Annotated in this window: 17 protein-coding genes; 7 read left to right on the top strand and 10 right to left on the bottom strand. The window is 62.4% G+C overall.

Annotated elements, in window-relative coordinates; all coding sequences use genetic code 11:
• Positions 1-127 precede the first annotated feature (127 nt).
• The 4 genes from RYH70_RS03270 to RYH70_RS03255 all read right to left on the bottom strand — a co-directional run bounded on the left by RYH70_RS03270 (position 128) and on the right by RYH70_RS03255 (position 6,004).
• Positions 128-1,048: an acyltransferase gene (locus RYH70_RS03270; RefSeq protein ID WP_080530413.1), complete on the bottom strand. Its 921-nt coding sequence runs from the start codon at positions 1,046-1,048 to the stop codon at positions 128-130.
• Between the two features lie 69 nt (positions 1,049-1,117).
• Positions 1,118-3,355, bottom strand: coding sequence for a DNA topoisomerase IV subunit A (parC, locus tag RYH70_RS03265; RefSeq protein ID WP_022993950.1), 2,238 nt, complete (start codon positions 3,353-3,355; stop codon positions 1,118-1,120).
• Positions 3,356-3,465: 110 nt separating this feature from the next.
• Positions 3,466-5,352 (bottom strand): DNA topoisomerase IV subunit B, encoded by a 1,887-nt coding sequence (gene parE / locus RYH70_RS03260; RefSeq protein WP_022993951.1) that lies wholly within the window; start codon positions 5,350-5,352, stop codon positions 3,466-3,468.
• A 61-nt stretch (positions 5,353-5,413) separates the two neighbouring features.
• Positions 5,414-6,004 carry a YqiA/YcfP family alpha/beta fold hydrolase gene (locus tag RYH70_RS03255; RefSeq protein ID WP_022993952.1) on the bottom strand — a complete coding sequence of 197 codons (591 nt, stop codon included), beginning with the start codon at positions 6,002-6,004 and terminating at the stop codon, positions 5,414-5,416.
• Positions 6,005-6,172: 168 nt separating this feature from the next.
• On the opposite strand from RYH70_RS03255, the gene RYH70_RS03250 reads away from it, so the two are divergent.
• Positions 6,173-7,804, top strand: a complete 1,632-nt coding sequence (locus RYH70_RS03250) for a Na/Pi cotransporter family protein (RefSeq protein WP_051414178.1) — start codon at positions 6,173-6,175, stop codon at positions 7,802-7,804.
• A 10-nt stretch (positions 7,805-7,814) separates the two neighbouring features.
• Here the strand turns inward: RYH70_RS03250 and RYH70_RS03245 are convergent, their stop codons facing one another.
• Complete coding sequence (locus RYH70_RS03245) at positions 7,815-8,171, bottom strand: DUF1428 domain-containing protein (protein ID WP_080530411.1); 357 nt, start codon at positions 8,169-8,171, stop codon at positions 7,815-7,817.
• A gap of 75 nt (positions 8,172-8,246) precedes the next feature.
• Positions 8,247-8,810: a response regulator transcription factor gene (locus RYH70_RS03240; RefSeq protein WP_014993042.1), complete on the bottom strand. Its 564-nt coding sequence runs from the start codon at positions 8,808-8,810 to the stop codon at positions 8,247-8,249.
• 164 nt (positions 8,811-8,974) lie between these two features.
• On the opposite strand from RYH70_RS03240, the gene RYH70_RS03235 reads away from it, so the two are divergent.
• From RYH70_RS03235 to RYH70_RS03210, 6 genes are all read left to right on the top strand, one after another.
• Positions 8,975-10,159: an acetyl-CoA acetyltransferase gene (locus tag RYH70_RS03235; protein WP_080530410.1), complete on the top strand. Its 1,185-nt coding sequence runs from the start codon at positions 8,975-8,977 to the stop codon at positions 10,157-10,159.
• Between the two features lie 6 nt (positions 10,160-10,165).
• Positions 10,166-11,686, top strand: a complete 1,521-nt coding sequence (locus RYH70_RS03230) for a class I adenylate-forming enzyme family protein (protein WP_317009772.1) — start codon at positions 10,166-10,168, stop codon at positions 11,684-11,686.
• Positions 11,687-11,741: 55 nt separating this feature from the next.
• Positions 11,742-12,839, top strand: a complete 1,098-nt coding sequence (dctP, locus tag RYH70_RS03225) for a TRAP transporter substrate-binding protein DctP (RefSeq protein WP_317009771.1) — start codon at positions 11,742-11,744, stop codon at positions 12,837-12,839.
• 51 nt (positions 12,840-12,890) lie between these two features.
• On the top strand, positions 12,891-13,406 hold the full coding sequence (locus tag RYH70_RS03220; protein ID WP_317009770.1) for a TRAP transporter small permease: 516 nt from the start codon (positions 12,891-12,893) through the stop codon (positions 13,404-13,406).
• Positions 13,407-13,427: 21 nt separating this feature from the next.
• Positions 13,428-14,744, top strand: a complete 1,317-nt coding sequence (locus RYH70_RS03215; RefSeq protein WP_055099848.1) for a TRAP transporter large permease — start codon at positions 13,428-13,430, stop codon at positions 14,742-14,744.
• Between the two features lie 79 nt (positions 14,745-14,823).
• Positions 14,824-15,798 (top strand): zinc-binding dehydrogenase, encoded by a 975-nt coding sequence (locus RYH70_RS03210; protein WP_317010159.1) that lies wholly within the window; start codon positions 14,824-14,826, stop codon positions 15,796-15,798.
• A 23-nt stretch (positions 15,799-15,821) separates the two neighbouring features.
• Here the strand turns inward: RYH70_RS03210 and RYH70_RS03205 are convergent, their stop codons facing one another.
• The 4 genes from RYH70_RS03205 to RYH70_RS03190 form a co-directional block, all read right to left on the bottom strand.
• Positions 15,822-16,520, bottom strand: coding sequence for a DUF3592 domain-containing protein (locus RYH70_RS03205; RefSeq protein WP_080530406.1), 699 nt, complete (start codon positions 16,518-16,520; stop codon positions 15,822-15,824).
• A 71-nt stretch (positions 16,521-16,591) separates the two neighbouring features.
• The gene (locus tag RYH70_RS03200) at positions 16,592-17,131 is read right to left on the bottom strand and encodes a hypothetical protein (protein ID WP_233925889.1); all 540 of its coding nucleotides are present in this window, start codon (positions 17,129-17,131) and stop codon (positions 16,592-16,594) included.
• Positions 17,132-17,328: 197 nt separating this feature from the next.
• Positions 17,329-18,423: a DUF6708 domain-containing protein gene (locus RYH70_RS03195; RefSeq protein WP_233925888.1), complete on the bottom strand. Its 1,095-nt coding sequence runs from the start codon at positions 18,421-18,423 to the stop codon at positions 17,329-17,331.
• Positions 18,423-23,759, bottom strand: coding sequence for a T6SS effector BTH_I2691 family protein (locus tag RYH70_RS03190; protein ID WP_317009769.1), 5,337 nt, complete (start codon positions 23,757-23,759; stop codon positions 18,423-18,425). Before RYH70_RS03190 ends, RYH70_RS03195 begins: the two co-directional genes overlap by 1 nt.
• Positions 23,760-23,816: the final 57 nt, after the last annotated feature.

Raw genomic sequence — 23,816 nt, 5'->3', positions numbered from 1 at the left:
AGGTCGCCACCAAGCCGCTGCGGGAGCTTGCCTTGCAAGCGAACAGAGGTTCAGCCCGCAAGATTCGCCAGCAGGGCTGGCTCCTACAGTGGCTTGGTAGTCCGGTCTCCGTGGGCAGCCAGCCCGCTCAGGACACCTCCCGGGTTTCGGCGCCAACGCTGCGATGCTGATCCGCCAGCTCATCGATCAGGGCGTCTTTCTCCCGCCACAAATCGTTGACCCAGCGCTGAATCACGGTACGGAATTTCGGGTCGTTCTCGTAGTCCCCCTGCCACAGCGCCGGATCCAGCTCCCGCATGCGCAGGTCCACGATGACCCTTTCCACCCGGCCGCTGATCAAATCCCAGAAGCCCGGCGGTGTATCATTCGGGTAGACGATGGTCACATCCAGCAAGGCGTCCAGACTGTCCCCCAGAGCCGCCAGCACAAAGGCGACGCCGCCGGCCTTGGGTTTGAGCAGATGCTTGAAGGGGGAGTTTTGCCGGGCCTGCTTCTCCGGAGTACGCCGGGTCCCCTCCAGGTAATTCACCACCGTCACCGGCATGTCCTTGAATTTCTCGCAGGCGGCCTTGGTGATCTCAAGGTCCTTGCCGAGCAATTCCGGGTGCTTCTTCAGATAGCTCTTGGTATAGCGTTTCATGAAGGGGTAATCCAGCGCCCAGAACGCCAGCCCCAGAAACGGCACCCAGATCAGCTCTTTCTTGAGGAAGAACTTGAAGTACGGCACCCGGCCGTTGAGCACCTGAACCAGCGCCGGAATATCCACCCAGGATTGATGGTTGCTGACCACCAGATAGGAGGTGTTTCGGCGCAAACCTTCAGCGCCACGCACTTCCCAGCGGGTTGGCGTCATCAGCGAGAAAATCGCCTTGCAGATACCCGCCCAGGTTTCCGCGATCCACATGACACCGCGGGAACAGCGATTACGCAGGGTCTTGCCCGGCAAAACCAGTTTGAGCAGGGCGACCACCATCATCGGCCCGATCAGGATCAGCGTGTTCAGCAGTAACAACAGTGCGGTGGTAACACCGGTCAACATGGCACGCATGACGCGGCTACTCCTTTTCACTTAACGCCCGGATCATAACCAAAAGCGGCGATCCGGGCGCCCCCTGACTCAGTCGCGGGGCTCCACATCCATGGTGTCCACATTCTGGAAACCACGTGGCAGTTTGGCGCCACGGCGCCCCCGCTCTCCCATGTAGTGCTCCAGATCGGCGGGTTTGAGTTTCAAATGACGCTTGCCGGAACGCACCACCAGGGCATCCTCGGGGCCAAGCACCTGGATGTCCTGCACGAATTCCACCCGGTCAGCCACTCGCGCGGACGGAATGGAGACCATCTTGTTGCCCTTGCCACGCGCCATTTCCGGCAGATCCGCCGCCGGGAACACCAGCAGCCGGCCTTCGTTGGACACCACCGCGATCAGCGCCTGCTCGATCGCCGGCATCGGCTTCGGCGCCATCACCTTGGCGCCTTTGGGCACGGTCAGCACGGTCTTGCCGGCTTTCTTGTTGGCAAGCAGATCACCGTAACGGACCACGAAACCGTAGCCGGCGTCGGTGCTCATCAGGAAGGCGTCTTTTTCCTTGCCCATGATCGCCGCCACGAACTGGGCTCCGGAAGGCGGATTAACCCGTCCGGACAACGGCTCGCCCTGGCTGCGGGCGCTGGGCAGGGTATGGGCCGGCAGCGAGTAACTGCGCCCGGTGGAATCAAGGAAGCACACCGGCTGGTTGGACTTGCCCTTGGCGGCGGCCAGGAAGCCGTCACCGGATTTATAGCTGAGCCCTTCCGCGTCCACATCGTGGCCCTTGGCGGCACGCACCCAGCCTTTCTCGGACAACACCACGGTGACCGGGTCCGAGCCCAGCAGATCCGCTTCGTCCATGGCCCGGGCTTCGCCACGCTCCACCAGCGGGGAGCGGCGGTCGTCACCATAGGTGGCGATGTCTTCTTCCAGCTCCTTGGCCACCAGCTTCTTCATCTTGGCCATGGAACCGAGGGTCGCTTCCAGGTTGTCGCGCTCCTGGGACAGGTCGTCACGCTCGCCCTTGATCTTGAATTCTTCCAGCTTCGCCAAATGACGCAGCTTCAACTCCAGGATCGCTTCCGCCTGTTTGTCGGAAAGCCCGAAGCGCTCCATCAGCACCGGCTTGGGCGCGTCCTCGCGACGAATGATCTCGATCACTTCGTCGATATTGAGGAAGGCGATCAACAAACCTTCCAGGATGTGCAGCCGGTCGAGCACCTTGTCGAGTCGATGCTGCAGACGGCGGCGCACGGTGACCATGCGGAATTGCAGCCACTCGTTGAGAATCACGTCCAGGCTCTTCACCTGCGGCCGCCCGTCGATGCCGATCATGTTCAGATTGACCCGGTAGTTCTTCTCCAGATCGGTGGTGGCGAACAGGTGCGCCATCAACTGCTCCACGTCCACCCGGCTGGAGCGCGGCGTGATCACCAGGCGGGTGGGGTTCTCATGGTCGGACTCATCGCGCAGGTCACTGACCATGGGCAGTTTTTTCTTCTGCATCTGATCAGCGATCTGTTCCAGCACCTTGGCGCCGGAGACCTGATAAGGCAGCGCGGTGACCACGATATCCCCCTCTTCCCGGTCGTAAACCGCGCGCTGCTTGAGCGTTCCCCGGCCTTCCGAGTACATGCGGATGATGTCGTTGCGGGAGGTAATGATTTCCCCTTCGGTGGGGAAGTCCGGCCCTTGGATGTACTCCATCAGATCATCCAGCGAGGCACCGGGGTCCTTGAGCAGGTGGATACAGGCCTGCGCCACTTCGCGCAGGTTATGCGGCGGGATATCGGTGCTCATACCCACGGCGATACCGGTGGTGCCGTTCAACAGCACATTGGGCAGACGCGCCGGCAGCAGTTTCGGCTCGTCCATGGTGCCGTCGAAGTTCGGCACCCATTCCACCGTGCCCTGGCCCAGTTCCGCCAGCAGCGTCTCGGCATAGGGCGCCAGCTTCGACTCGGTGTAGCGCATGGCGGCGAACGATTTGGGGTCGTCCTGGCTGCCCCAGTTGCCCTGCCCGTCCACCAGCGGGTAGCGATAACTGAACGGCTGCGCCATCAACACCATGGCTTCGTAACAGGCGCTGTCGCCATGGGGGTGGTATTTACCCAGCACGTCGCCCACGGTACGGGCGGACTTTTTGTACTTGGCGGTGTTCTTCAGGCCCAGCTCGCTCATCGCATAGACGATGCGGCGCTGCACCGGTTTCAGGCCATCGCCGATGTGCGGCAGGGCCCGGTCCAGAATCACGTACATGGAATAATCCAGATACGCTTTTTCTGTGTAGTCCCGGAGGGAAAAATTCTCGAAATCGTCGGCCATTTTTGCTCGCTTTGCTCGCTTTGGGTCTGACGTCGGACGCCAAAACCCCAGTTCTGATTCAGCGTCGGACGTCCAACCTCAGACGTCCGACCCGCGCCGCCATGCGGCGCTTATACTTCCGCCAGGTTGCCCTTCTCTTCCAGCCAGCTCTTGCGGTCGGACGCGCGTTTCTTGCTGAGCAGCATGTCCATGAGCTGATGGGTGTCGTCGTCACTGGTCATGGTCAACCGCACCAGGCGGCGGGTATCCCGGGCCATGGTGGTTTCCCGCAGCTGCATCGGGTTCATCTCACCGAGGCCCTTGAAGCGGGTGACACTGACCTTGCCGCGCTTCTTCTCGGCCTTGATGCGATCCAGCACGCCTTCCCGCTCTTCTTTATCCAGGGCGTAATAGACGTCCTTTCCGATGTCGATGCGATACAGCGGCGGCATCGCCACGAAAACGTGCCCGTCGCGCACCAGCGCCGGGAAATGACGCAAAAACAGCGCGCACAGCAAGGTGGCGATATGCAGGCCATCGGAGTCGGCGTCGGCGAGAATGCAGATCTTGCCGTAACGCAGACCGGACAGGTCGTCGGCGCCCGGCTCGATGCCCAGGGCCACGGCGATATCGTGAATCTCCTGGCTGCCCAGCACTTCCGTCGGATCCACTTCCCAGGTGTTCAGGATTTTGCCGCGCAGCGGCATGATCGCCTGGTAGACACGATCCCGGGCCTGTTTTGCGGAACCGCCGGCGGAATCCCCCTCCACCAGGAAAATCTCGGTTTGGGCCGGGTCGTCGCTGGTGCAATCAGCCAGCTTGCCGGGCAGCGCCGGACCGCTGGTGACCTTCTTGCGGGTGACCTTACGCGCCGCGCGCAGGCGCTTCTGGGCATTGCTGATACACAGCTCCGCCAGTTGCTCCGCCTCGGAGGTGTGCTGATTGAGCCACAGCGAGAACGCGTCCTTGACCACCCCGGACACGAAACTGGCGGTTTGCCGGGAACTGAGCCGCTCCTTGGTCTGGCCGGCGAACTGCGGGTCCTGCATTTTCACGCTGAGCACGTAGCAGGCGCGGTCCCAGATGTCCTCCGGGGTCAGTTTCACGCCACGAGGCAATAAATTACGGAATTCACAGAATTCGCGCAGCGCGTCCAGCAGACCGGAGCGCAGTCCGTTCACATGAGTACCGCCCTGGGGAGTGGGGATCAGGTTGACATAGGACTCAGTGATCAGCTCACCGCCTTCCGGCAGCCACAGCACCGCCCAGTCCACCGCTTCGGTTTCGCCTTTCATGGCGCCATCGAAGGGCTCCGCCGGCACCCTCTCCCAGCCCCGGGTCCCCTCCAGCAGATATTCCACCAGGCCATCACTGAACTGCCAGTTCTCGGTTTCCCCGGTGGCCTGGTTTTCCAGCGTCACCGACAGACCCGGGCACAGCACCGCCTTGGCGCGCAGCAGGTGACGCAGACGCGCCACCGAGACCTTGGGCGAATCGAAATAGCTCTCGTCCGGCCAGAACCGCAGCAGCGTCCCGGTATTGCGTTTACCGACGGTATCGACCACTTCCAGATCACTGGTCTTTTCGCCGCCGGCAAAGCTGATGTGATGCAACTGGCCGTCCCGTTTGACCAGGACCTCCAGCTTGCGGGACAACGCGTTCACCACCGAAACCCCGACGCCGTGCAAACCACCGGAAAACTGGTAGTTCTTGTTGGAGAACTTGCCGCCGGCGTGCAGGGTGGAGAGGATCACTTCAACACCGGGCTTCTTCTGCACCGGGTGCAGGTCCACCGGCATGCCGCGGCCATCGTCTTCCACTTCCACGCCGCCGTCCTTGAGCAGGCTGACGCGGATACTGCGCGCATGCCCGGCCAGGGCTTCGTCGACGGAGTTGTCCACCACTTCCTGGATCAGGTGGTTGGGGCGGGTGGTGTCGGTGTACATGCCGGGACGCTTGCGCACCGGCTCCAGGCCCGAAAGGACCTCGATATTCTCTGAGGTATAGGTGTTGGTCATAGATCCCTGAAAACAGTCAACGGCCCGGCATTCGGACAGACCCGCCGGGCGGTACCGGACGTCACAGGCCGGACGTCAGGCGAATTCCACAAAAGCGCAACACTAACGGAATAAAGGCATCGAAGTCATCGAACCCGTGGCTGCCGCCCAATCCGCAGTAGCGGTGGCAGTCGGCATAGTATTCCCAGCCGTCGGTCCAATCCAGGGACTCATCCCCGGTTTGTGTCAGCAGCAGCAGGCGCTCGGGCTTGCTGACCTCCGGCACCTCGTAGCGCTTGAGTTCATCCAGCCAGGCCGGATCAAAGTCATAGGCCTGGCCGGTGTGATAGTTATGATTGATACCTGTGTATTTGTCCAGTAGTGCCCAGGGACGAACCGCCGGATTCACCAGCACCGCGGGCAAATCGTGGTGCTCCGCCAGCCAGGTGGCGTAGAAACCACCCAGGGACGACCCCAGCAGGGCCACCGGACCGGCACCGGCGATTTCCGCCTCCAGCGCGGCCATGGCCCGCTTGGGCTGCGGCTCCAGAGCCGGGATATGCAGACGGTGCCCGGCGCCGGCGGCCTCGAACACTTGCCGCAGCAGCCCTGCTTTATGGGATTGCGGCGAGCTGTTGAAGCCGTGAATGTAGATCAATGAGGTTTCGGTCATGGTCTTCAGCCATTCATGATGTTTTACATCGGGCCGGCACGAACACCACCCGCCGAGCCGAACCAGGCTCAAGGCTCCCGAGTTTGCCAGTCAGCGTCAAGCACCCGGGGAACAACCGTGATATAACAAAAGCCACCGTCCCACGACGGCGTGACCAGGAGGGTCGCCATGCAGGTTCTGCTGCATCTGATGGCCGCCGTGGCGTTGCTGGTGTGGGGCACGCATATCGTGCGCACCGGTGTGCTGCGGGTCTACGGAGCCCGTCTGCGCCATTGGCTGAGTCATTATCTGGATCGTCGGCTGCTGGCCTTTGCCGCCGGCACGGGGGTCACCGCGCTGGTGCAAAGCAGCAACGCCACCGCGCTGCTGGTCAGCGGCTTTGTCGCCGACGGCCTGATGCCCCTCGCCACCGGTCTGGCAATTCTGCTTGGCGCCGATCTGGGCACCGCCCTGATGGCTCGCGTGCTCACGCTGGATCTGTCCTGGCTGTCCCCGCTGCTGCTGATCGTCGGCGTTCCGCTATTCCTGTCCCGCAAGCAAAGCAAGGCGGGGCAGCTGGCGCGGGTGGCGCTGGGATTGGGCCTGATGTTGCTGGCCCTGACGCTGATCATCGAGGCCATGGCGCCGGTGACCGAGGCTCGCGGCGTACGCGTTCTGTTCGAGTCTCTCACTGGTGATCTGCTACTGGACGCGGTAGTCGGCGCGCTGTTCGCCATGTTGACCTATTCCAGCCTGGCGGCGGTCCTGCTCACCGCCACCCTGAGCGCGGCCGGTGTCCTGTCGCTGCCGGTGGCACTGTGTCTGGTGATGGGCGCCACCGTGGGCAGCGGCGTGCTGGCTTTCCTCAACAGCGGCTTTTACCACACCGCCGGACGCCGCGTGGCCCTGGGCAGCCTGCTGTTCAAACTGGCCGGGCTGATTCTGATGCTGCCCTTCGTCGATCTCACCGCGCGCTGGCTGGCCACCCTGTCCTTCGCTCCCCAGGATCTGGTGATCGGCTTCTATCTGGCCTATAACGGCGGCCGCTGCCTGACCATGCTCCCGCTGACCGTGCCGATGGCCCGTCTGTGCCGGCTATTGCTGCCGGATCCGGCCACGCCCGAGCCGCGCCAGGGGCCTCGCCATCTGGACCCGCAGGCCCTTGATCAGCCGGCCCTGGCGCTGGCCAACGCCAGCCGCGAGGTGCTGGCCATGGGAGACCTGGTGGAAACCATGCTGGACGAGTTAGGGAACGCCATGCGCCGCGAAACCACTCGGCCCAAGGCCCCGCCGGAACCGTTGGACGACCAACTGGACAGCCTGCACACCGCGATCAAGCTGTACCTGGCACGGCTTCCCCGGGAGCGGTTGAGCCCGGACAGCCAGCGGCGCTGGAGCCAGGTGCTGGAAATGAGCATCAGCCTGGAGCAGGCCGGAGATATGATCGAGCGTATGATGGAGAAAGTCCGTGATCGCAAGACCGCCCGGCGCCGCTCGTTTTCCCAAAGTGGTCTGCAGGAACTGCTGGAGTTACACGAACGGCTGCGGGCGAACCTGCGCCTGGGGCTGTCGGTGTTCCTCAACGACGATGAAGACAGCATCCGCCGCCTGCTGGAAGAAAAAAGCCGTTTTCAGGCACGCCAGCGGCAACTGGCCCACGCCCACCTGGAACGGCTGCGCCATCAGGTGGTGCAGAGCCTGGAAACCAGCTCCCTGCACCTGGATCTGCTGGGCGACATGAAACGGCTCAATTCCCTGTTCTGCGCCGCCACTCTGAAACCAGTGGACAGGGAGCGGCCAGCCGGAGAGTCGCGTTCGTAATAAACAGACTCTAAAGGCTCAACACCGGCCGGAATCCGCCCCACATCATCCGCTTGCCATCGAAGGGCATGGTGGCCGGATCGATACCGGCGATGCGCGGATCCTTCATTACCTGCTCGTTGATGCGATCCCGCTCTTCCCGCGAGGCGTAGGTGATCCAGGAGAACACCACCACTTCTCCGGGCTCCAGTTTGACGCTCATGGGAAAAGAGGTGACTTCGCCGTCCGGCACGTCATCGGCCACGCATTCCACGTAATCGATGGCGCCGTATTCCTTCCACACCTCTCCGGCCTTGCGGGACATCTCCAGGTAAGCGTCCAGGTTCTCTTTCGGTAAAGGCAGTAAGAAACCGTCCACGTAGCTCATCGTTATCTCCTAAGCGCCTGTTTAAGGTCTTTCCTGATCTGGTCGAACCGGCGGGCGCCGGATCGACATTCACGGCTATCTCAAAACGATGATTTTCGATACCAGCTCGGCGGTGTTCTTCGCTTCCAGTTTCTTCATCAGGCGGCCACGGTGGACTTCCACCGTGCGATGGGAAATACCCAGCTTGCGGCCGATCTCCTTACAAGTGAGTCCATTGACGATATAGGCGGAAATCTGCCGTTCCCTGGGCGTCAGTTTCACCGTCGCCTGGATCGGGTTATCGATGCGTTCGAAGTGCCACACCATCAGCTCGAAGGGCGACTCCGGCGTCAACGTGTAGCCGTTGGCGCGGGCCCAGAACACCTCACCGGAACGGTGCTGCATGAAGCGTTCATCGGAGTAGGAACGGTTGCGCTGCAACCAGCTCAGACAGCGGTCGCCGATGGCCTGGAAATCCGCCATGGAGGGGTACAAACGCAGAATCAGCTGGCCCAGCAATTGCTCCCTGGAGTAGCCGAACAGCGCGTTGAACGCTTCGTTGAAATCCAGCATGGCCCGCTGCCGGGTGATCACCTGGGGCGCCGGCGAAACACGGAAGGCCAGACGTTCCAGATCCTCGCTGGTGACGGAATCGTGCATCGCGACACCTCTCGCAGTCAGGTCCCCGGAAGGCACTCTTAGTCATGTACGTAGTTGCACGAATAGCGGTACGGGACGGGAATGGACCACATTGTAAATAGAACCGGCGGTCTGGCAAGTGCCTCCACCGCGACCCCAGCGAACAAAAACAACGCAGGTGCCTCATGACTCAGCAGGACCACTCCGTCTCCATCGTCGCCAGCGGTCATACCCGCTTCGGCCGCCTCAACGACGCCACCCTGGAAGACCTGATCGTCGAAGCCAGCCGCGAGGCGCTTGACGACGCCCGGGTGGACGCCAGCGACATCGATCAGATTTTCCTCGGCCATTTCAATTCCGGCATGGTCCCGGATGGCTTCCCCGCCTCGCTGGTATTGCAGGCGGATCCCGGACTGCGCTTCACTCCCGCCAGCCGCTGCGAAAACGCCTGCGCCTCCGGCGCCGCGGCGGTATTCGCCGGTATCAACGCGATCCGTTCCGGCGCCGCCGACCTGGTACTGGTGGTGGGCGCGGAGAAGATGACCGCCAACAGCACCGCCGATGTCACCCGCGCCCTGGCCGGCGCCGGCTATCAGAACGACCCGCGCGAGGCCGGGCTCAGCTTTCCGCAGGTGTTCGGCATCGCCGCCCGCGCCTATCAGGAGCGTTACGGCGATCCGCTGGCGGCGATGGCCCGCATCGCCGAAAAGAACCACGGCAACGCCATGGAAAACCCGCTGGCGCAGATGCACCGTCCGCTCAGCTTCGACGAATGCAATACTGTCTCGGAGCAAAATCCGCTGATCGCCGACCCGCTGCGGCTCACCGACTGCTCGCTGATCACCGACGGCGCCGCCGCCATCGTGCTTGCCTCGCCGGAGCGGGCCCGGGACTTCCCCCGCCAGGTGGCGATCCGTTCAGCAGTGCAAGTGAACGATCTGCTGCCGATGAACAGCCGTGATTTTCTCGCCTTCGAGGGCCCGCGCCGGGCCTTGTCCCAGGCCTACCAACAAGCCGGGGTGACCCTGGAGGATCTGCATTTCGCCGAGGTCCATGACTGCTTCACCATCGCTGAACTGTTGATCTACGAAGCCATGGGCCTCGCCCCTGCTGGCCAGGGTGCCCGGGCGCTGGAGGAGGGCACCGTGTTCGCCGACGGCCGCCTGCCGGTCAACCTGTCCGGGGGACTCAAGGCCAAGGGGCATCCGGTGGGCGCCACTGGCGTTTCCATGCACGCCCTGGCGTTCCGGCAACTCACCGGCCAGGCCGTCGGACGGGCCCGTGCTGGCGCCGAAACCGGCCTGATTTTCAACATGGGCGGCGCCGCGGTGGCCAATTACGCCTCGGTGCTGCAGGCGAAGAGGGCCTGATCACCGATGAATATCGCAAACTGGCTGCACGATCAGGCCCGCTGCCACCCGCAACGCCCGGCACTGTTTCATGGCGCCGAGCAGGTGGCGGATTACCGCACCTTCGCCGACCGCGCCGCCGCTGTCGGCGGCCTGCTACGGGAACACCACGGCGTAGTCCCTGGCGACCGGGTCGCGCTGTTCATGAAAAACGGCGTGGACTACCTGCCGCTGATGTACGGCATCTGGTGGAGCGGCGCCGTGGCGGTCCCCGTCAACGCCAAACTGCATGCCGCGGAAGCGGCCTGGATCGCTGGCAACGCGGAAAGCAAGCTGGTGATCACCGACGACGGCCGCACTTTCCAGGACTCGCCCCTGGAGAGCGGCGTCGAGCTGGCCGCCAGCGCTCTGATTGCCCGCGACACGCCAGCGGCCCGCACTCAACCTCCACATCCACGCCGCGCCGATGACCTGGCCTGGCTGTTCTATACCTCCGGCACCACCGGCCGCTCCAAAGGCGTCATGCTCTCCCACGGCAACCTGGTCGCCATGGCGCTGTGCTACCCGGTGGATGTGGAGCCGGTAACCGGGGACGACGCCCTGCTCTACGCCGCGCCCATGTCCCACGGCGCCGGCCTGTATAACTTCATCTTCGTTCGCGCCGGCGCCCGCCATATCCTGCCGGTCTCGCGAGGCTTCGATGCCGCCGAGGTGCTGGACCTGGCCCGGCGACTCGACCGGGTATCACTGTTCGCGGCGCCGACCATGGTCAAGCGGATGGTGGCGGAAGCGCGCCGCCAGGGCGAGCACGGAGAAGGCCTGAAGAGCGTGGTCTACGGCGGCGCGCCGATGTACACCGCGGACATTCGCGAAGCCCTTTCCGTGCTCGGCCCGCGCTTCATCCAGATCTATGGCCAGGGCGAAAGTCCAATGACCATCACCGCCCTGGACCGGCGGCGTATCGCCGACCGCGACGCCCCGGACTGGGAACGCCACCTGGCCTCGGTGGGACGCGCGCAATCCTGTGTCGACGTGCAGGTGGTCGACAGGCAAATGCGCCCCCTTCCCCCGGGCGAGCCCGGTGAAGTGGTGGTACGCGGCCTCACCGTGATGGCGGGCTACTGGCGTAATGAAGACGCCAGCCGCGACACCCTGGTGGACGGCTGGCTGCGCACCGGGGATATCGGCTTCCTCGATGAGCAAGGCTTTCTGACCCTCACCGACCGCTCCAAGGATGTGATCATCTCCGGTGGCACCAACATCTATCCGCGCGAGGTGGAAGAAGTACTGGCGCAGCACCCGGCCATCAGCGAGGTATCGGTGATCGGTGAACGGGACCCGGAATGGGGTGAAATCGTGGTGGCCTTCGTGGTGGCCGACAATATTCAGGCCGAGCAACTGAACCGATGGTTCAGCAAGCGCATGGCCTCGTTCAAAAAGCCGAAAAAATACTACTTCTGCGACGATCTGCCGAAAAACAGCTACGGGAAAATTTTGAAGACCGAGCTACGCAAACGAGTGGAAAGCGGCTCTGCCGCTTCCCTCTGAAATAGAAAAAACGATCCCCTATAACGCTGACCAAGACAATAACAGGAGACACGTGATGACAATAAAAAGAAGGGATTTCCTCAAAGGCAGCGCCGCCCTGGCCGGCGCCGGCATGCTGAGCGGTTTGTCGGTACCGGTGTGGTCCGCGTCCGCCACCCGCATCAAGTTCGACACCTACATTTCTGAAACCGCCGGCCCCTCGCGCCTGGACGGCTGGTTCCTCGACGAACTGGAAAAACGGGCCGGCGACGCGGTAAAAATTCGCCGTTTCTGGGCCCAATCGCTGAACAAGGTTGGCGAGCATCTGGCGGCGGTCCGCGACGCCACGTCCGAAATGTCGCTGATTTCCCCCGGCTACTACCAGGCGGAATTGCCGGTGACCCGGGGACTGGACTGGTACTTCCGCATGCAGCGCGCCGACGCCCTGCAGCTGGTGTGCCGCGACCTGTACCAGCAGTTCGAGCCGCTGCGTCAGGAGTGGGAGCAACGGCACCGCTCCAAGGTGATGTACTGGACCAACTGGTATTACGCGCCCCTGGTGACCCGCGAGCCGATCCGCTCCCTGGAGGACATCAAGGGCAAACGGATTCGCGGCTACGGCGTGGCCACGGAAGTGATCGAGCGTCTCGGCGGCACCGCCGTGCCAATGGCGGCACCGGAAGTTTACACCGCCCTGGAACGGGGTGTTCTGGACGGTGTCTACGGTTTCGATTTCATGACCTCCATTGCTTACAAACTGCATGAGATCGCGCCCTATTTCACCGACCTGGGCGACGGCCCTCATGCTCCCGCCGCCACCATAATGAGCATGAGTACCTGGAACGAACTGCCGGACAAGGTGCAGGGTATCTGCAACGAGCTGGTGGAAGAGATTTACGCTGGCAAGTACACCGAAATCTACGGTGCCACTTCCCAGGAGTATGTGAAAACCGCGCTCAAGGAAGGCGCAAAATTCTCCTCACTCAGCGATGCCGAAAAAGCCGAAGCCAAGGCCCTGATCCAACCGGCCCAGGTGGAGGGCTGGATCGAACGGGTAGCCAAACCGGCCAACATCGATGGCGCCAAGATGCAGGCGCTGGTGGACGCGGCCATCGCCAGGCACGATGCCAACGGTACCCTGGAGCGGCCTATAGAACTGGCGGCGGAGCTGTAAAGCTCCGCCCCTGCCGGCATCGCATCGGATGACAACAATAACGAGGCAATCATGACCTTCCTTGAACGGCCATTCCGGGCCCTGGCCAATGTGTTTGGCGGCGTGGCACTGGTTTCGCTCGCCTTTCTGATGGTAGCGATCACCCTGGACGCCACCGTCCGCTCCCTGATCGACCGGCCGATCACCGGCATCTTCGAGCTTTCGGAGATCGCCCTGGTGCTGATCGTATTCCTCGGTCTGGGCTGGACCCAGATGGAACACGCTCATATCCGCGTGGACGCCCTGGTGAAACTGGCGCCACCGCCAGTGGCCCGGGCCATGAATGCCTTTTCCTGGGCCGCCGCCGCGCTGGCCCTGGCCTTGCTGACCTGGCCCTCGACCCTGGACGCCATTCATTCGTTCCAGATCAAGGAGTTCCGCTGGGGCTATATCGAGTTCCCGATCTGGTGGGCGAAGATCGCCCTGGCCGTGGGCCTCTGGTTCGCCACCGCGCAAATGCTGCTGTATTCCGGCCTGGCTCTGCTGGGCCGGGACCAGCCTTCCACGCCAGACCCGCACACCGACTGACAGGCCAATGAGAGACCCGCTATGGATGAAATGACCGCTACCCTGCTGGCCATTGGCCTGGTCTTCGTGCTGTTGGCCACCGGCGTGCCCGTCTTTGCTTCGCTGGCCCTGGCCGGCGTTGCCGGCGTGGTGATGGTGGAAGATCTGGACTTCGCACTGAACCGGCTCAAGGCTTTCTCTTACACCCAGACCGCAGTCTATCTGCTGACCGTAATCCCGCTGTTTATTCTGATGGGGAACTTCGCGCAAAAAGCCGGTGTCGGGCAAAGGCTATTCAGTGTGGCGCGTAAATGGGTCGGGCAATTGCCCGGCGGCCTGGCCATCGCCAGCGTCCTCACCAGCGCCGGGTTCGCCGCCACCTCCGGTTCCAGCGTGGCCACCGCCGCCACCGTCGGCGCCGTCGCCATCCCGGAAATGAAACAGGCCGGTTACGACCGCCGGCTGAGCACCGGCGCGGTGGCGGCCGGCGGCGTACTGGGCGTGCTGATTCCGCCGAGCGTGCTGCTGATCTTCTATGCCGCGCTCACCGAAGTTTCCGCCGGCGCCATGCTGGTGGCAGGGGTGTTGCCCGGGTTACTGTCCACTCTGGTGTTCATCGCCGGTATCGTGGTGGTCAGCAAAAAAATCATGCCCGATTGCCACCAGACCCAGCCCCACTATGGCTGGGGGGAACGCTTTGCCTCCCTGGGCGATGCCTGGCAGGTGATCGTGCTGTTCGTGGTCGTGCTCGGCGGCATTTATCTGGGCTTCGTCACCCCCACCGAAGCCGGCGCGATCGGTGCTTTCGCCGCCTTCGTGATGCTGCTGTGCTCACGCCAGGCCCGCGCCAACCTCGGCGGCAACCTGAAGGACAGCTTCCGCTCTTCGATCAGCACCACGGTGATGATCCTCATGACCATGCTCGGCGCCGGCATCTTCAGCTACTTCCTCACCCTGGTGGGCGCGCCGCAATACATCGTCGAGGCCGTCACCACCGTGGATCTGCCGCCGCTGCTGATCATCGGTTTACTGCTGTTGATCTATCTGCCGCTGGGCATGTTCCTGGACGCGTTCTCGATGCTGGTAATCACACTGCCGATTCTGTTCCCCACGGTGCAGTCACTCGGTTTCGATCCGCTCTGGTTCGGTATTCTGGCGGTGAAAATGTGCGAGATCGGCCTGATCACCCCACCGGTGGGCCTGAACGTCTATGTCACCGCCGGCATCGACCGCGACACCCCACTGGTGGACGTGTTTCGTGGTGCCGGCTGGTTCATGATCATGGAAGCGGTTACCACCTTGCTGATTTTCTTCTTTCCGGTCATTGTCACCTGGTTGCCCGCCAACATGCTCGGCTGAAGGTCGAATCATTGGAGGTCGAATAAACAACAGTGTTCATGCACAGGCGTTCGTGCATAGGAGAGATGCCGTGAAAGCCATGATCATCGACCGCTCCGACGCGGCTCCAACCATCCGGCAAAGCGAAATTGAGCCTCCTTCCCGGGCCAGAGGGCAGGTACTGATCCGGGTCCAGGCCGCGTCGGTGAATCGCGCCGACCTGGCGGTCCTGGCTGGCACCCATGCCCACCCCGGAGCCGCTGGCCCCGCCGTGGTGGGTCTGGATGCCGCCGGCATCGTGGTCGAAGCCGATGAAGACAGCGAGTTCCGTGTCGGCGACCGGGTGATGACCATGGTGGGCGGCGGGTTGGCGGAGTATGTCGCCATTGATTCGCGCTTCCCGGTGCCCCTCCCTGACTCGTGGACGTTCGAGGAAGGCGCTGGCGCCATTATTGCCCTGATGACCGAACACAACGCGCTTCGTACCGCCGGCCGGCTGCGAGACGGCGACGCCGTACTGATCAATGCCGCCAACTCCGGGGTCGGCCAAATGGCCATCCAGGTCGCGCGACATCTGGGTGCCGGGCGGATCATCGCCGGCGTCCGCACTCACCGGGAAGACGCGCTGCTCACCACGCTCGGCGCGGACACCATCATCAATACCGGAGCTGGCGGGTTCGCCGAGCAGGTCCTCGACGTCAGCGACGGGCAGGGCGTGGACATCATCATCGACCATGTGGGCGGCCCCTATCTGGCGGACCACATCAAAGCCGCGGCGCTCAGGGCACGCCTCATCGGCGTGGGCCGTCTCGGTGGCGCCGAAGGCACCCTGGACATGGAAACCCTGGCCTTCAAACGGCTGGAAATCATCGGCGTGACGTTCCGCACCCGTAGCCTGGAAGAGAAGGTCCGCATCGTCGAGACAATGCGTGAGGATCTGGACAACGCCCTGGCCGCGGGAAAGCTGAAGCCGCGTATCGACCGGGTACTGCCCTGGACGGAAGTGCGTTCGGCGCAGACCCTGGTGGCCGGCAATGACCACCTGGGCAAGGTTATCCTCCAGGTCGGGACTTGATCATCCGGAGGCCCCGGTCGTGGTTATTTCGGAGACCTGGGCAGGAACGACAAATCCATGTGATAACGGCGAGGATCGTCACGCCCGATGAACACCGGCACGCTCACGTCCTGCAAATAAGGGGAAGGGTCGTACCATAAGTAATCGCTGAGAAAACGGCGGCTGTCCCCGCTCAAAGGATCGCGTCCTCGTGTCACCACCCGATAAGGATGGCGATACTGCATCTTCATCGAAGTCACATGCTCCACGCGCTCCAGTTCGGTCTCGATCCGCCGCCCTTCACGCTTCAGCACAGCCACTCGGCGCCGCTTTCGCCGCCCGGCCGCAATCCAGATACCACCGATCAAAAGGAATACCGGTCCGATCAACCCACCGATTATCGAACCGCCCCAGAGCGCAAAGAAATCATCAACCCGAGCCTCCGCGGGCCTGGCCGGCGGATACAGGATCGGCATGGCATCGCCTATCCGCGCTCCAGCACAACGCGTTCCTGCTCTGGTGGAAAACTCGATTGGGCGTCCGTCCTCCGTACGAAACCGCACCACCCATTCGCATACGGTCTTTTCGTCCATACGCCGCTCACGAACGTTCTCCAGCACTCCTTGCCCTGATACCGCCTCCTTTACGAAAGAGGCAGTGTCCAGATACAGCACGACCGCCATAACAATCGCGGCGAAGCCAAAAACCACAAAAAAGTATTTAAAGAGTCCGCGAACTGTCATGATTCAACCACACCCCCACTGCGCCATCCTTGCCTCAATTCTCGTCTTCTCCTATGCATCACGCTCCGCCCTCAGCGTATCTCTCCGGAGCGAATTTTTCTCACTACCGCCGCCAGCTCCGGGCTCGATATCTGCCGGGCGCCCCAAAGCAGTTCCCACTTGCTCAGTTGCTTCTTGCGATACAACCTTTCCAGATGACCGGCGAAATCCCTGTCACTCATACCCGGCTCACGATGAGCCATCACCACTTCAAACGCACGCAGCCAACGATAAATGAACCCGTATACAATAACCGTGGACAAAAGCGAGACGGCCATTACGACAAAAAGAACGACATCCACCGGCTTGCCAAGCCAGAGTTTGACACCATCCCAAAGAAACACCCCCAGACACAACAGAAAAACCGCCAGGAGTCCCCATGTGACCGAGGCCGGGGTTCGCCGATATATAACAGGGGCTTTTCGTGGATCCAGAGGCGGTTTATCCGGTCCCGCAAAGAACCAGTCGTAATGTGCCTGACAACAGAAGAGGCGACCGCTCTCACTGACGACGGCTTTATCCGTGGTCACTTTTTTGTTGCAGGCGGCGCATTTCGGGGAAGTCCTGAGCATGAACGCCCTTCCTTTAGTGGACATCATGCGCCTTATTTAAACACAGGGCGGCGGTGGGCGCCGGTCGACGCCCATGGTCTTTTTACCAGAAAAACGAGAATTGACCACCCATCGGAAAAAAAGCCGACCGATAGTCCACCCAGGATACGAGCGAAGACCAGAGCACTTCCCTCGTCGCTCAATGAAACAAACCCACCTCACGGCAGCCACTGAGAGCCGGATTCTTCTTCCTTGGCAGGCGCGTCCGGATCATGGTCCTTGGGCACCCACAAATCCGCATTCAAATACAAACGGCGACAGGTCTCCGGGTCGTAATCTTCCGCTGTGGTCAACTTAGGGGTAGGTTTGCCGGGTTGACCAGCTTCACGAATGATCTTGGGCCAACGAGGTTCCCAGCATAGTAACTGAGATACCCAATGCCCCGCGCCCAGAATCAAAAAGGCGGGACTCATCAGTAATTTACCCAGCCATAATTTCCAGTCGCCATGACGCAGAATCGGCCACAGACCCTCGAATTGGGGTTCCAGGCTGTACCAGGGCCAGGGAATCTTGCTGCGCACGCGGGGTTTGGGTACGGACTTGGGGCCGTCTTCCATGTAGCGGCGGATAAACTCCCATTCATCGAGTAGGTCCTGTGCAGTGCCGGCACGTTTGCCGACGGCGGCAAAGGTCACAAACGGCTGCCCGGTTCGGTGCGGCATCCAGGCCAAGACCAGACGCATACCTGCCCCTTCATGGATGGCAATAATCTTGTCCCAGGGCATTGTCACCACTCCGCCCGTATACTTTGGGCGATGCAAATACACCTGTCGGGTTTTGCGGTTGAAGCGGATCAATAAACGACGGTGGGTGAACAGTTCCCAGCGGATAGGAATGTAGAATTTGAATTTGAAGAAGCAGTACCAAAGTCCGGCAGTTAAGCCGCCTACGCCAATCACGCCGACAAGATAATCTATAATCCCATTGTGATTGGGACCTTGAAGCAGCAAATCAATTGCACCATAAACCCCACCGAAAGCAAACAAGAAGAGCGTTAATGCCAACGGTGTAATCAACCCCCGATAATGCTCCAGAGAGCCGCAATGCATTTCCAGGACAGTGTCATTGAAGGCGTACACTGGCCCCCGGCTACGAGGAACATCGCTGACAGCTTGGTCCAGGGGCGGCTGCTTTTCTTCCAGTAATGCTTTCAGCGATGCCTGGCGCTTCTCTATGGATTTGAGCCAGTCTTTGTCTCGCTGCGTCTCATCAAAAGTGCTGCCCCACCAAGCCATCCATTCAAATAAGTACATCAGGTTACCTCGGCAACGGACATCCACAACTCGGACAGTTCCGTGTCCAGATCATCGTAACCCGTGCCATTGTTCTTACGGAACACGCTCTTGTCACACCACGCCTCCAGGGCATCCGGCGTCACCAAATACCATACTCCGGTGGCGCCCCAAAATACGGCGTTACTACCGACGAGAACGCGCGTCAGCAGTTGCTGGGCGCCTTTGGTGCCAAGTTTGATGGATAGATCAGCAAAGAAGCCGGCAGAGACAACCGCAGCCCTATTGGTAGAGGTCTTCGCCACATGCTCAAAGAACGGCTTGGCAGTGGCAATGGCCAGTAAGGAACTGGCAAGACCCAGGCCAAGCCCGGCAAGACCTCGGGCCAGATAGGCGGTAGCCAATGTACCTTGACCGCTCTTTCTTGCACCCCAGAAGTCCCCAAAGTCATACGCCGCCAATACCACCCCACCCACGGTGCCCATTGAGGCCGCCCACAGTTTGCGGCTGCCTTGAAGGATACGGGCTCCCTCGGCACTGTTCCCCACCGCGGCAGCGCGTTGGGCCGCCGACTCGGCGGCGCTGGCCATCATCTCCGCCCCACAGGCCGCACCGGCCATCACGGCGGCCATGGCCTCCATGTAAAAACGTTGGTCTTTGGCGCCCACGCTTTCCGCCTTGAACGCCAGCATCAATACCTCGGCAGCGATCAATACCGACAAGGCGCGTCCATAGCGCACTTCGCTGGCTTTCGGCTGGGTGATAAAACTATCCAGTCCCGCTTGCGCATTCCGAGCAGCCCCGGTCGCGCTCTGCCGCACCACTTCGGACTCGCGCACCAACTTTTCGACCAGCCGTGGGGCGGTACGCGCGACAGGGTGCACAGCCGCGCGGGACAACTGCTTGTGCAGTTCCGCATCGAAGGCATAGCGCCCCAGTTGCGCCCGGCTCGCCGTGCCCAGTAATCGGTACAACGCACTTTCGCCTTTGCCGGGATGGCCGCTGCCGAACAGATTACGCAACAGCCCCGCCTGCCAGGCGAGTACGCCACTAACGGCCACGCCACTACCTTCCAGCGAACTAATGGCTGTATCCAGCTTTTCGAACTGTTGGGTGGCCGACTGAACCACCTGAAGCGCGCCGATGGCCACCCAATTGGGCCCTTCGCCCTCGGTATCGACCTGCCCTTCCAGCGCCTTGGCCATTTCAATCAGATTGTCTTCCAGCGCTTGATGGTTGTAGGCCATGGCACGCCAACACAGGTTAGCCGGATCCCCACTGGGGCCCTGGGCCCACCAGCCATCAATCACGGATCGGCCACTTTCGCAGCCTACCAGGCCATCCACCGCCAACCCCAAGGTCGCGGTAAAACGGGCGCCGTTCTCCTCATCCGCCTTGTCGTAGGCCTGCAGGGCTCCTTGCAAATAATCGCTTTGCAGCACCGCAATCTGTTCCGGAGCACGGCGGTTCATTTCCGTCTCTGCCTCGGCACTGTGTTGCAGGAAAGCGGTTTGTACCTGATCCATCTCGCCGGTATTCAGCCGGGACAGATAGTCCTGCTCGAACTCTTCCCGATAGGCGTTCTGCTGTGCCGGGCTATATTCGGCATTACGGGCCGCGTCAACCGTATCTTGATGCCCTTGTTTAATCCGTTCCCGGCGTCTGGCGAACTGCGCGGCGTATTTCTCTTCAAAAACACGGTCTCCGTGAACGTGCCGTCGCTGCCGTTCTTCCTCTTCGAGGCGATGCAGCTGATGTTCCACACTGCCGTGGCCGGCCTCCCAGCGAAGGCTTTCTCGTTGCACCGTCCCCGCCGCCTTCTTCCCCGCATACCCCTCATGCAGTTGTTCGATCTGCTGCTGGATCTGCACTTTCCAGTCGTTGCTGACGCCGTGTTCGTCTTCTTCTTGAAGCCAATCGTGCAGTGGATCCAGGGCGGCGTTACGCCAGGTGTTCAGGGTCTGGGCGGCGCCGAGGGCGTCGTTCAGGGCCAGAACGGCGCCGTGGGTGGAGACCGCCTGGGTGACGGTAGTCAGAGTGCCCTTCAGCACACCGACGTTGGCGTACTGAATCAGGCCCTGGTCATCCGCCAGCCAGGCGGGGGCGAAGGGGTCTTGCGTCAGCGCCTGTTGCAGGGCCGGATTGCCGTCAAGGCACGCCTCGGTCACCGCGTTGCCGATCTGCTCACCGTGCAGGGTATCAAGCTGGGAGGTTTGGCCTTCGGCCCATTCCTTCGGCGAGAAGGTTTGCCAATAGCCTTTGGCGGTATAGTCGTCGGCGTTTTCTTCATAATCCGCTTTGCGGGCGTCGGTGAGCGGGTCCGGGGTGAACAACCACCATGAGCGTTCAACGGTCTCCGCTTTTTCAATCTCCACCGCCAGGGTATTGGGCGTCACGGGTTCGGGTTGGGCCGGTGCTTTTGGCGCCTCACCCTCAAACCGGGTCAGGTCGCCGTTGGGCTTCACCTGATAGTGCTGCCATTCCTTCCGGCCGCCCCGGTCCAGCAGTACGTACAGATAGCCTGCCCTCAATAATCTCAGTGTCTCCCGGGATTGGGACAATGAGGTGGGAGGAACAAGTTGTTTCGGCAGTTGGGGCGCATGCTCGGCCAAGGCCCCCGTGGCCACGGCGTGACGCACAGGCAGGATCGTGAGCGTCAGCGTCTCCATCATTTCCTGTTCGGTGGTTTCCTCTTCCTCATCTTCCCACTCGACATCCGCCAAACGCTGCGGAGCCAGAGGCGCTTTAGCGGTCAGGGAGGGCGCCAGCCCGGCCACTTTTTTTGCCAAGGGAGCGAAGGAGAACAAACCCGCGGGCAAAGCGGGAAAGCTGGTGTTGCCCGATTGCCCGCCTTCCAAGGATTTGATTGAGCCTTTTACGGTAAAGGTCCCCGGGCAGCGGAAGGTGATGTTGGCGCCGTCGAGGACGATTTCGGTCTGGCCGCTTTGTAGGGTGATTTTTTCCTTGGCGAGGACGCTGACCTTGCCTTCACTGCTGCTGGCGGTGACGGCCTGGTCGGCGAGCAGTTCCAGCGGCCCGCCGTTGGCCTGCAGGGAGACCGGACCGTTTTCGCTGATGATCTTGAGCGGGCCTTTGTGGCTGTAGAGGCCGGCGCTGCCGCCGCTGGCCAGGGCGAGATTATCGCCGGCGGTGATGTGGCCGTCGCTCTGGGTGGTGATGTGCAGGTGCTCGCCGGCCATGGCGGCGGCGCTTTTGTCGCTGTTGAGGACGATGTGATCCGGGCTTTCCAATACCAGTTTCGGATCGGCGAAGGTTTCCACCGGCTGGTCGCTGTCTTCACGGCTGCCGGGCTTCGGTTTGAACGGCGACTGGCCCGCCACCGGAGCGGTGTAGCGGCCGTCGACTTGCGGGTCCAGGGCTTCACGGAAGGCGGTTTGCGCGGCGTTGCCGGCCAGGCCCGGCGCGCCAGCGGCGGTGGCGGCGTCGTGCAGGGCCTGGGCGGTGCGTTCCGCGCCTTTGAGCTGGGCCACCGCTTCGTTCATTTCCATCTGGGTGCCCTGGCCCTTGGCCTTGGCGCTGGCCGATATCAGCAATCCACGGCCGGCGCGCACGGTGGTCCAGGCCTGGGTGGCCAGTTCCCAGCCCTGGCCGCGCAGGGCGCCACGCCGGGTGGGTCCCGGGGTGACGCTGTAATCCACCAGATAGCCCAGCCCCAGGCCGCTGCGGGCCAGGCTGGTTTCCAGCCGCACGCTCACCTGTTTCGGGGTGTCGTCCAGCAGCAGACGCTGCAGGGTCGGGCTGTGGTCGCCCTGGCCGTCGTGCTCCCGGGTTTGCAGGCCACTGACGGTGCCGGCGTGGTTGGTGCCGTCTTCCCGGGCGACGCCGAACGGCGGCTTCACTTCGCCGTTGTAGAGTTGGCCGATGACTACTGGCTGGTCGATGTCTCCCTGGCGGAATTCCACCAGTACCTCGCTGTCGACCCGGGGCAGGAAATTGCCGCCCCAGTTGGGACCGGCCAGGGCTTCCGCCACCGGCACCCAGATACCGGAAGAATGGTCTCCCGGAGCATGGCCGGGATGCTGCCCTCCGGTGTCGTCAAGGCTGCCGGGATTGGGCGCCGTACCGCGCTGCCAGGCGTATTGAATACGCACCTGGTGATCGCGGTTGCTGGTGACGGCATCGCCGGGCATGCCCACCACCCGCGCCACCAGCGGCCCGCCCACGGTGGGTTTGGGGCGGCATAGCGGCGCGATCGGGGTGGTCGCCGGCACCGCCAGGAAGGTGTTGCGGTACTGACCGGCTTTGAGGGTGTCGTCGCCGAGCAGTTCGCCGGCGTGGGCCAGGTTGTTCACGGCGGCGTGTTCCACCGCCAGGGCCAGATAGGGCCCCTGGTCACAACGGGGATGGCCGCTCAGCGTAAACGCCTCGCCGGCCGCGAGAGTGCGGGAGCGGCCCTCACCGCGGTGCACACGCCGCAATACCCGCAGCGCGTCGAGATGATGGCGGGCGCTTTGTTCCGCCTGATCGGCGCCGTCGAAGCGGGCGTCCTGGTGGTGCCAGTAAACTTCCCGCACCGGCAGGCCATCCGGGTCGGCTTCCTCGGCACGACCGGTAACGGTGCGCACCTTGCCGCTGTGCCAGCTGGCCACCTGCACCGCGTTGGGGGTCAAGCGGGTGCCGTCGGTGAAGCGGGTGATCGCGGCCCGGCCTTCTTCGGAAAGGTCGTTATGAAAATGCAGCGGCGCGGCCTCGGGATGTCTGGCATGGCGATCGAAGATCACCAGGGTCACCGGCGCGCCAGAATCGCCCTCCCCCTCGTCCTGGCGATGCTCGAAACGCCAGGCCAGGCCACACTCGGCCATCAGCCGCCGCACGAAATGCCAGTCACTTTCCCGGTACTGGGTGATCATCGGCCGCCGCGGCAACGGATCCATCAGGTCGAACCGCACGGCACCGTCGGGGTACTCCGCGAACACCTGCTCCAGCACTTCCCGAACGGTACATTGGGGAAACACCAGGCTGTTAAGCCGCTGTTCCAGCCACCAGGTCCAGGGCGCCACGGTGAGCTCACAGCGAGGCAGGCCATCCATATCAACGAAGTGGTGGCCGTCCACGCAGACACCGTGCCAGCGCCGCCAGCCACCGTCGGCACGGCGCAGGGATAAGGTCAGGGGCTGACCGATCAGGGCGTCGAGAAAGCCGTCATCACGGCGATCGGAACCGGAGATGAAGCATTGCAACTGGAAACGATAGTCGCCACAGAGTTCCTCCCGGCCACGGAAGCGCTCCACCACCAGACCATCCACTGGAGCATCCAGTTCGATCAGGCGCTGGTCTTGCAGAGGGTTGGCCAGGGAGGCCAGTAGATCACGGGCGAGGGATTGAGCATCGATCATGGAAAGTCCTTTTCCAGCGGGCGGGTCATCCGGCCGTCTTGGCCTCCCGCCGAATCC

Source organism: Alloalcanivorax xenomutans, assembly GCF_032810065.1.
In the GTDB taxonomy this organism is placed as follows: Bacteria; Pseudomonadota; Gammaproteobacteria; order Pseudomonadales; family Alcanivoracaceae; genus Alloalcanivorax; species Alloalcanivorax xenomutans.
Note: the sequence above shows the minus strand (reverse complement) of the source record. Positions and strands in the feature narration are given on the sequence as shown.

What these genes read in the sequence shown, in the direction of transcription:
- RYH70_RS03235 (WP_080530410.1), top strand. Translation starts at nt 8,975, where the DNA reads ATGACTCAGCAGGACCACTCCGTCTCCATCGTCGCCAGCGGTCATACC.
- RYH70_RS03250 (WP_051414178.1), top strand. Translation starts at nt 6,173, where the DNA reads ATGCAGGTTCTGCTGCATCTGATGGCCGCCGTGGCGTTGCTGGTGTGG.
- parE (WP_022993951.1), bottom strand. Translation starts at nt 5,352, where the DNA reads ATGACCAACACCTATACCTCAGAGAATATCGAGGTCCTTTCGGGCCTG.
- dctP (WP_317009771.1), top strand. Translation starts at nt 11,742, where the DNA reads ATGACAATAAAAAGAAGGGATTTCCTCAAAGGCAGCGCCGCCCTGGCC.
- RYH70_RS03230 (WP_317009772.1), top strand. Translation starts at nt 10,166, where the DNA reads ATGAATATCGCAAACTGGCTGCACGATCAGGCCCGCTGCCACCCGCAA.
- RYH70_RS03240 (WP_014993042.1), bottom strand. Translation starts at nt 8,810, where the DNA reads ATGCACGATTCCGTCACCAGCGAGGATCTGGAACGTCTGGCCTTCCGT.
- RYH70_RS03215 (WP_055099848.1), top strand. Translation starts at nt 13,428, where the DNA reads ATGGATGAAATGACCGCTACCCTGCTGGCCATTGGCCTGGTCTTCGTG.
- RYH70_RS03205 (WP_080530406.1), bottom strand. Translation starts at nt 16,520, where the DNA reads ATGACAGTTCGCGGACTCTTTAAATACTTTTTTGTGGTTTTTGGCTTC.
- RYH70_RS03210 (WP_317010159.1), top strand. Translation starts at nt 14,824, where the DNA reads ATGATCATCGACCGCTCCGACGCGGCTCCAACCATCCGGCAAAGCGAA.
- RYH70_RS03255 (WP_022993952.1), bottom strand. Translation starts at nt 6,004, where the DNA reads ATGACCGAAACCTCATTGATCTACATTCACGGCTTCAACAGCTCGCCG.
- RYH70_RS03195 (WP_233925888.1), bottom strand. Translation starts at nt 18,423, where the DNA reads ATGTACTTATTTGAATGGATGGCTTGGTGGGGCAGCACTTTTGATGAG.
- RYH70_RS03200 (WP_233925889.1), bottom strand. Translation starts at nt 17,131, where the DNA reads ATGCTCAGGACTTCCCCGAAATGCGCCGCCTGCAACAAAAAAGTGACC.
- RYH70_RS03220 (WP_317009770.1), top strand. Translation starts at nt 12,891, where the DNA reads ATGACCTTCCTTGAACGGCCATTCCGGGCCCTGGCCAATGTGTTTGGC.
- RYH70_RS03270 (WP_080530413.1), bottom strand. Translation starts at nt 1,048, where the DNA reads ATGCGTGCCATGTTGACCGGTGTTACCACCGCACTGTTGTTACTGCTG.
- RYH70_RS03190 (WP_317009769.1), bottom strand. Translation starts at nt 23,759, where the DNA reads ATGATCGATGCTCAATCCCTCGCCCGTGATCTACTGGCCTCCCTGGCC.
- RYH70_RS03245 (WP_080530411.1), bottom strand. Translation starts at nt 8,171, where the DNA reads ATGAGCTACGTGGACGGTTTCTTACTGCCTTTACCGAAAGAGAACCTG.
- parC (WP_022993950.1), bottom strand. Translation starts at nt 3,355, where the DNA reads ATGGCCGACGATTTCGAGAATTTTTCCCTCCGGGACTACACAGAAAAA.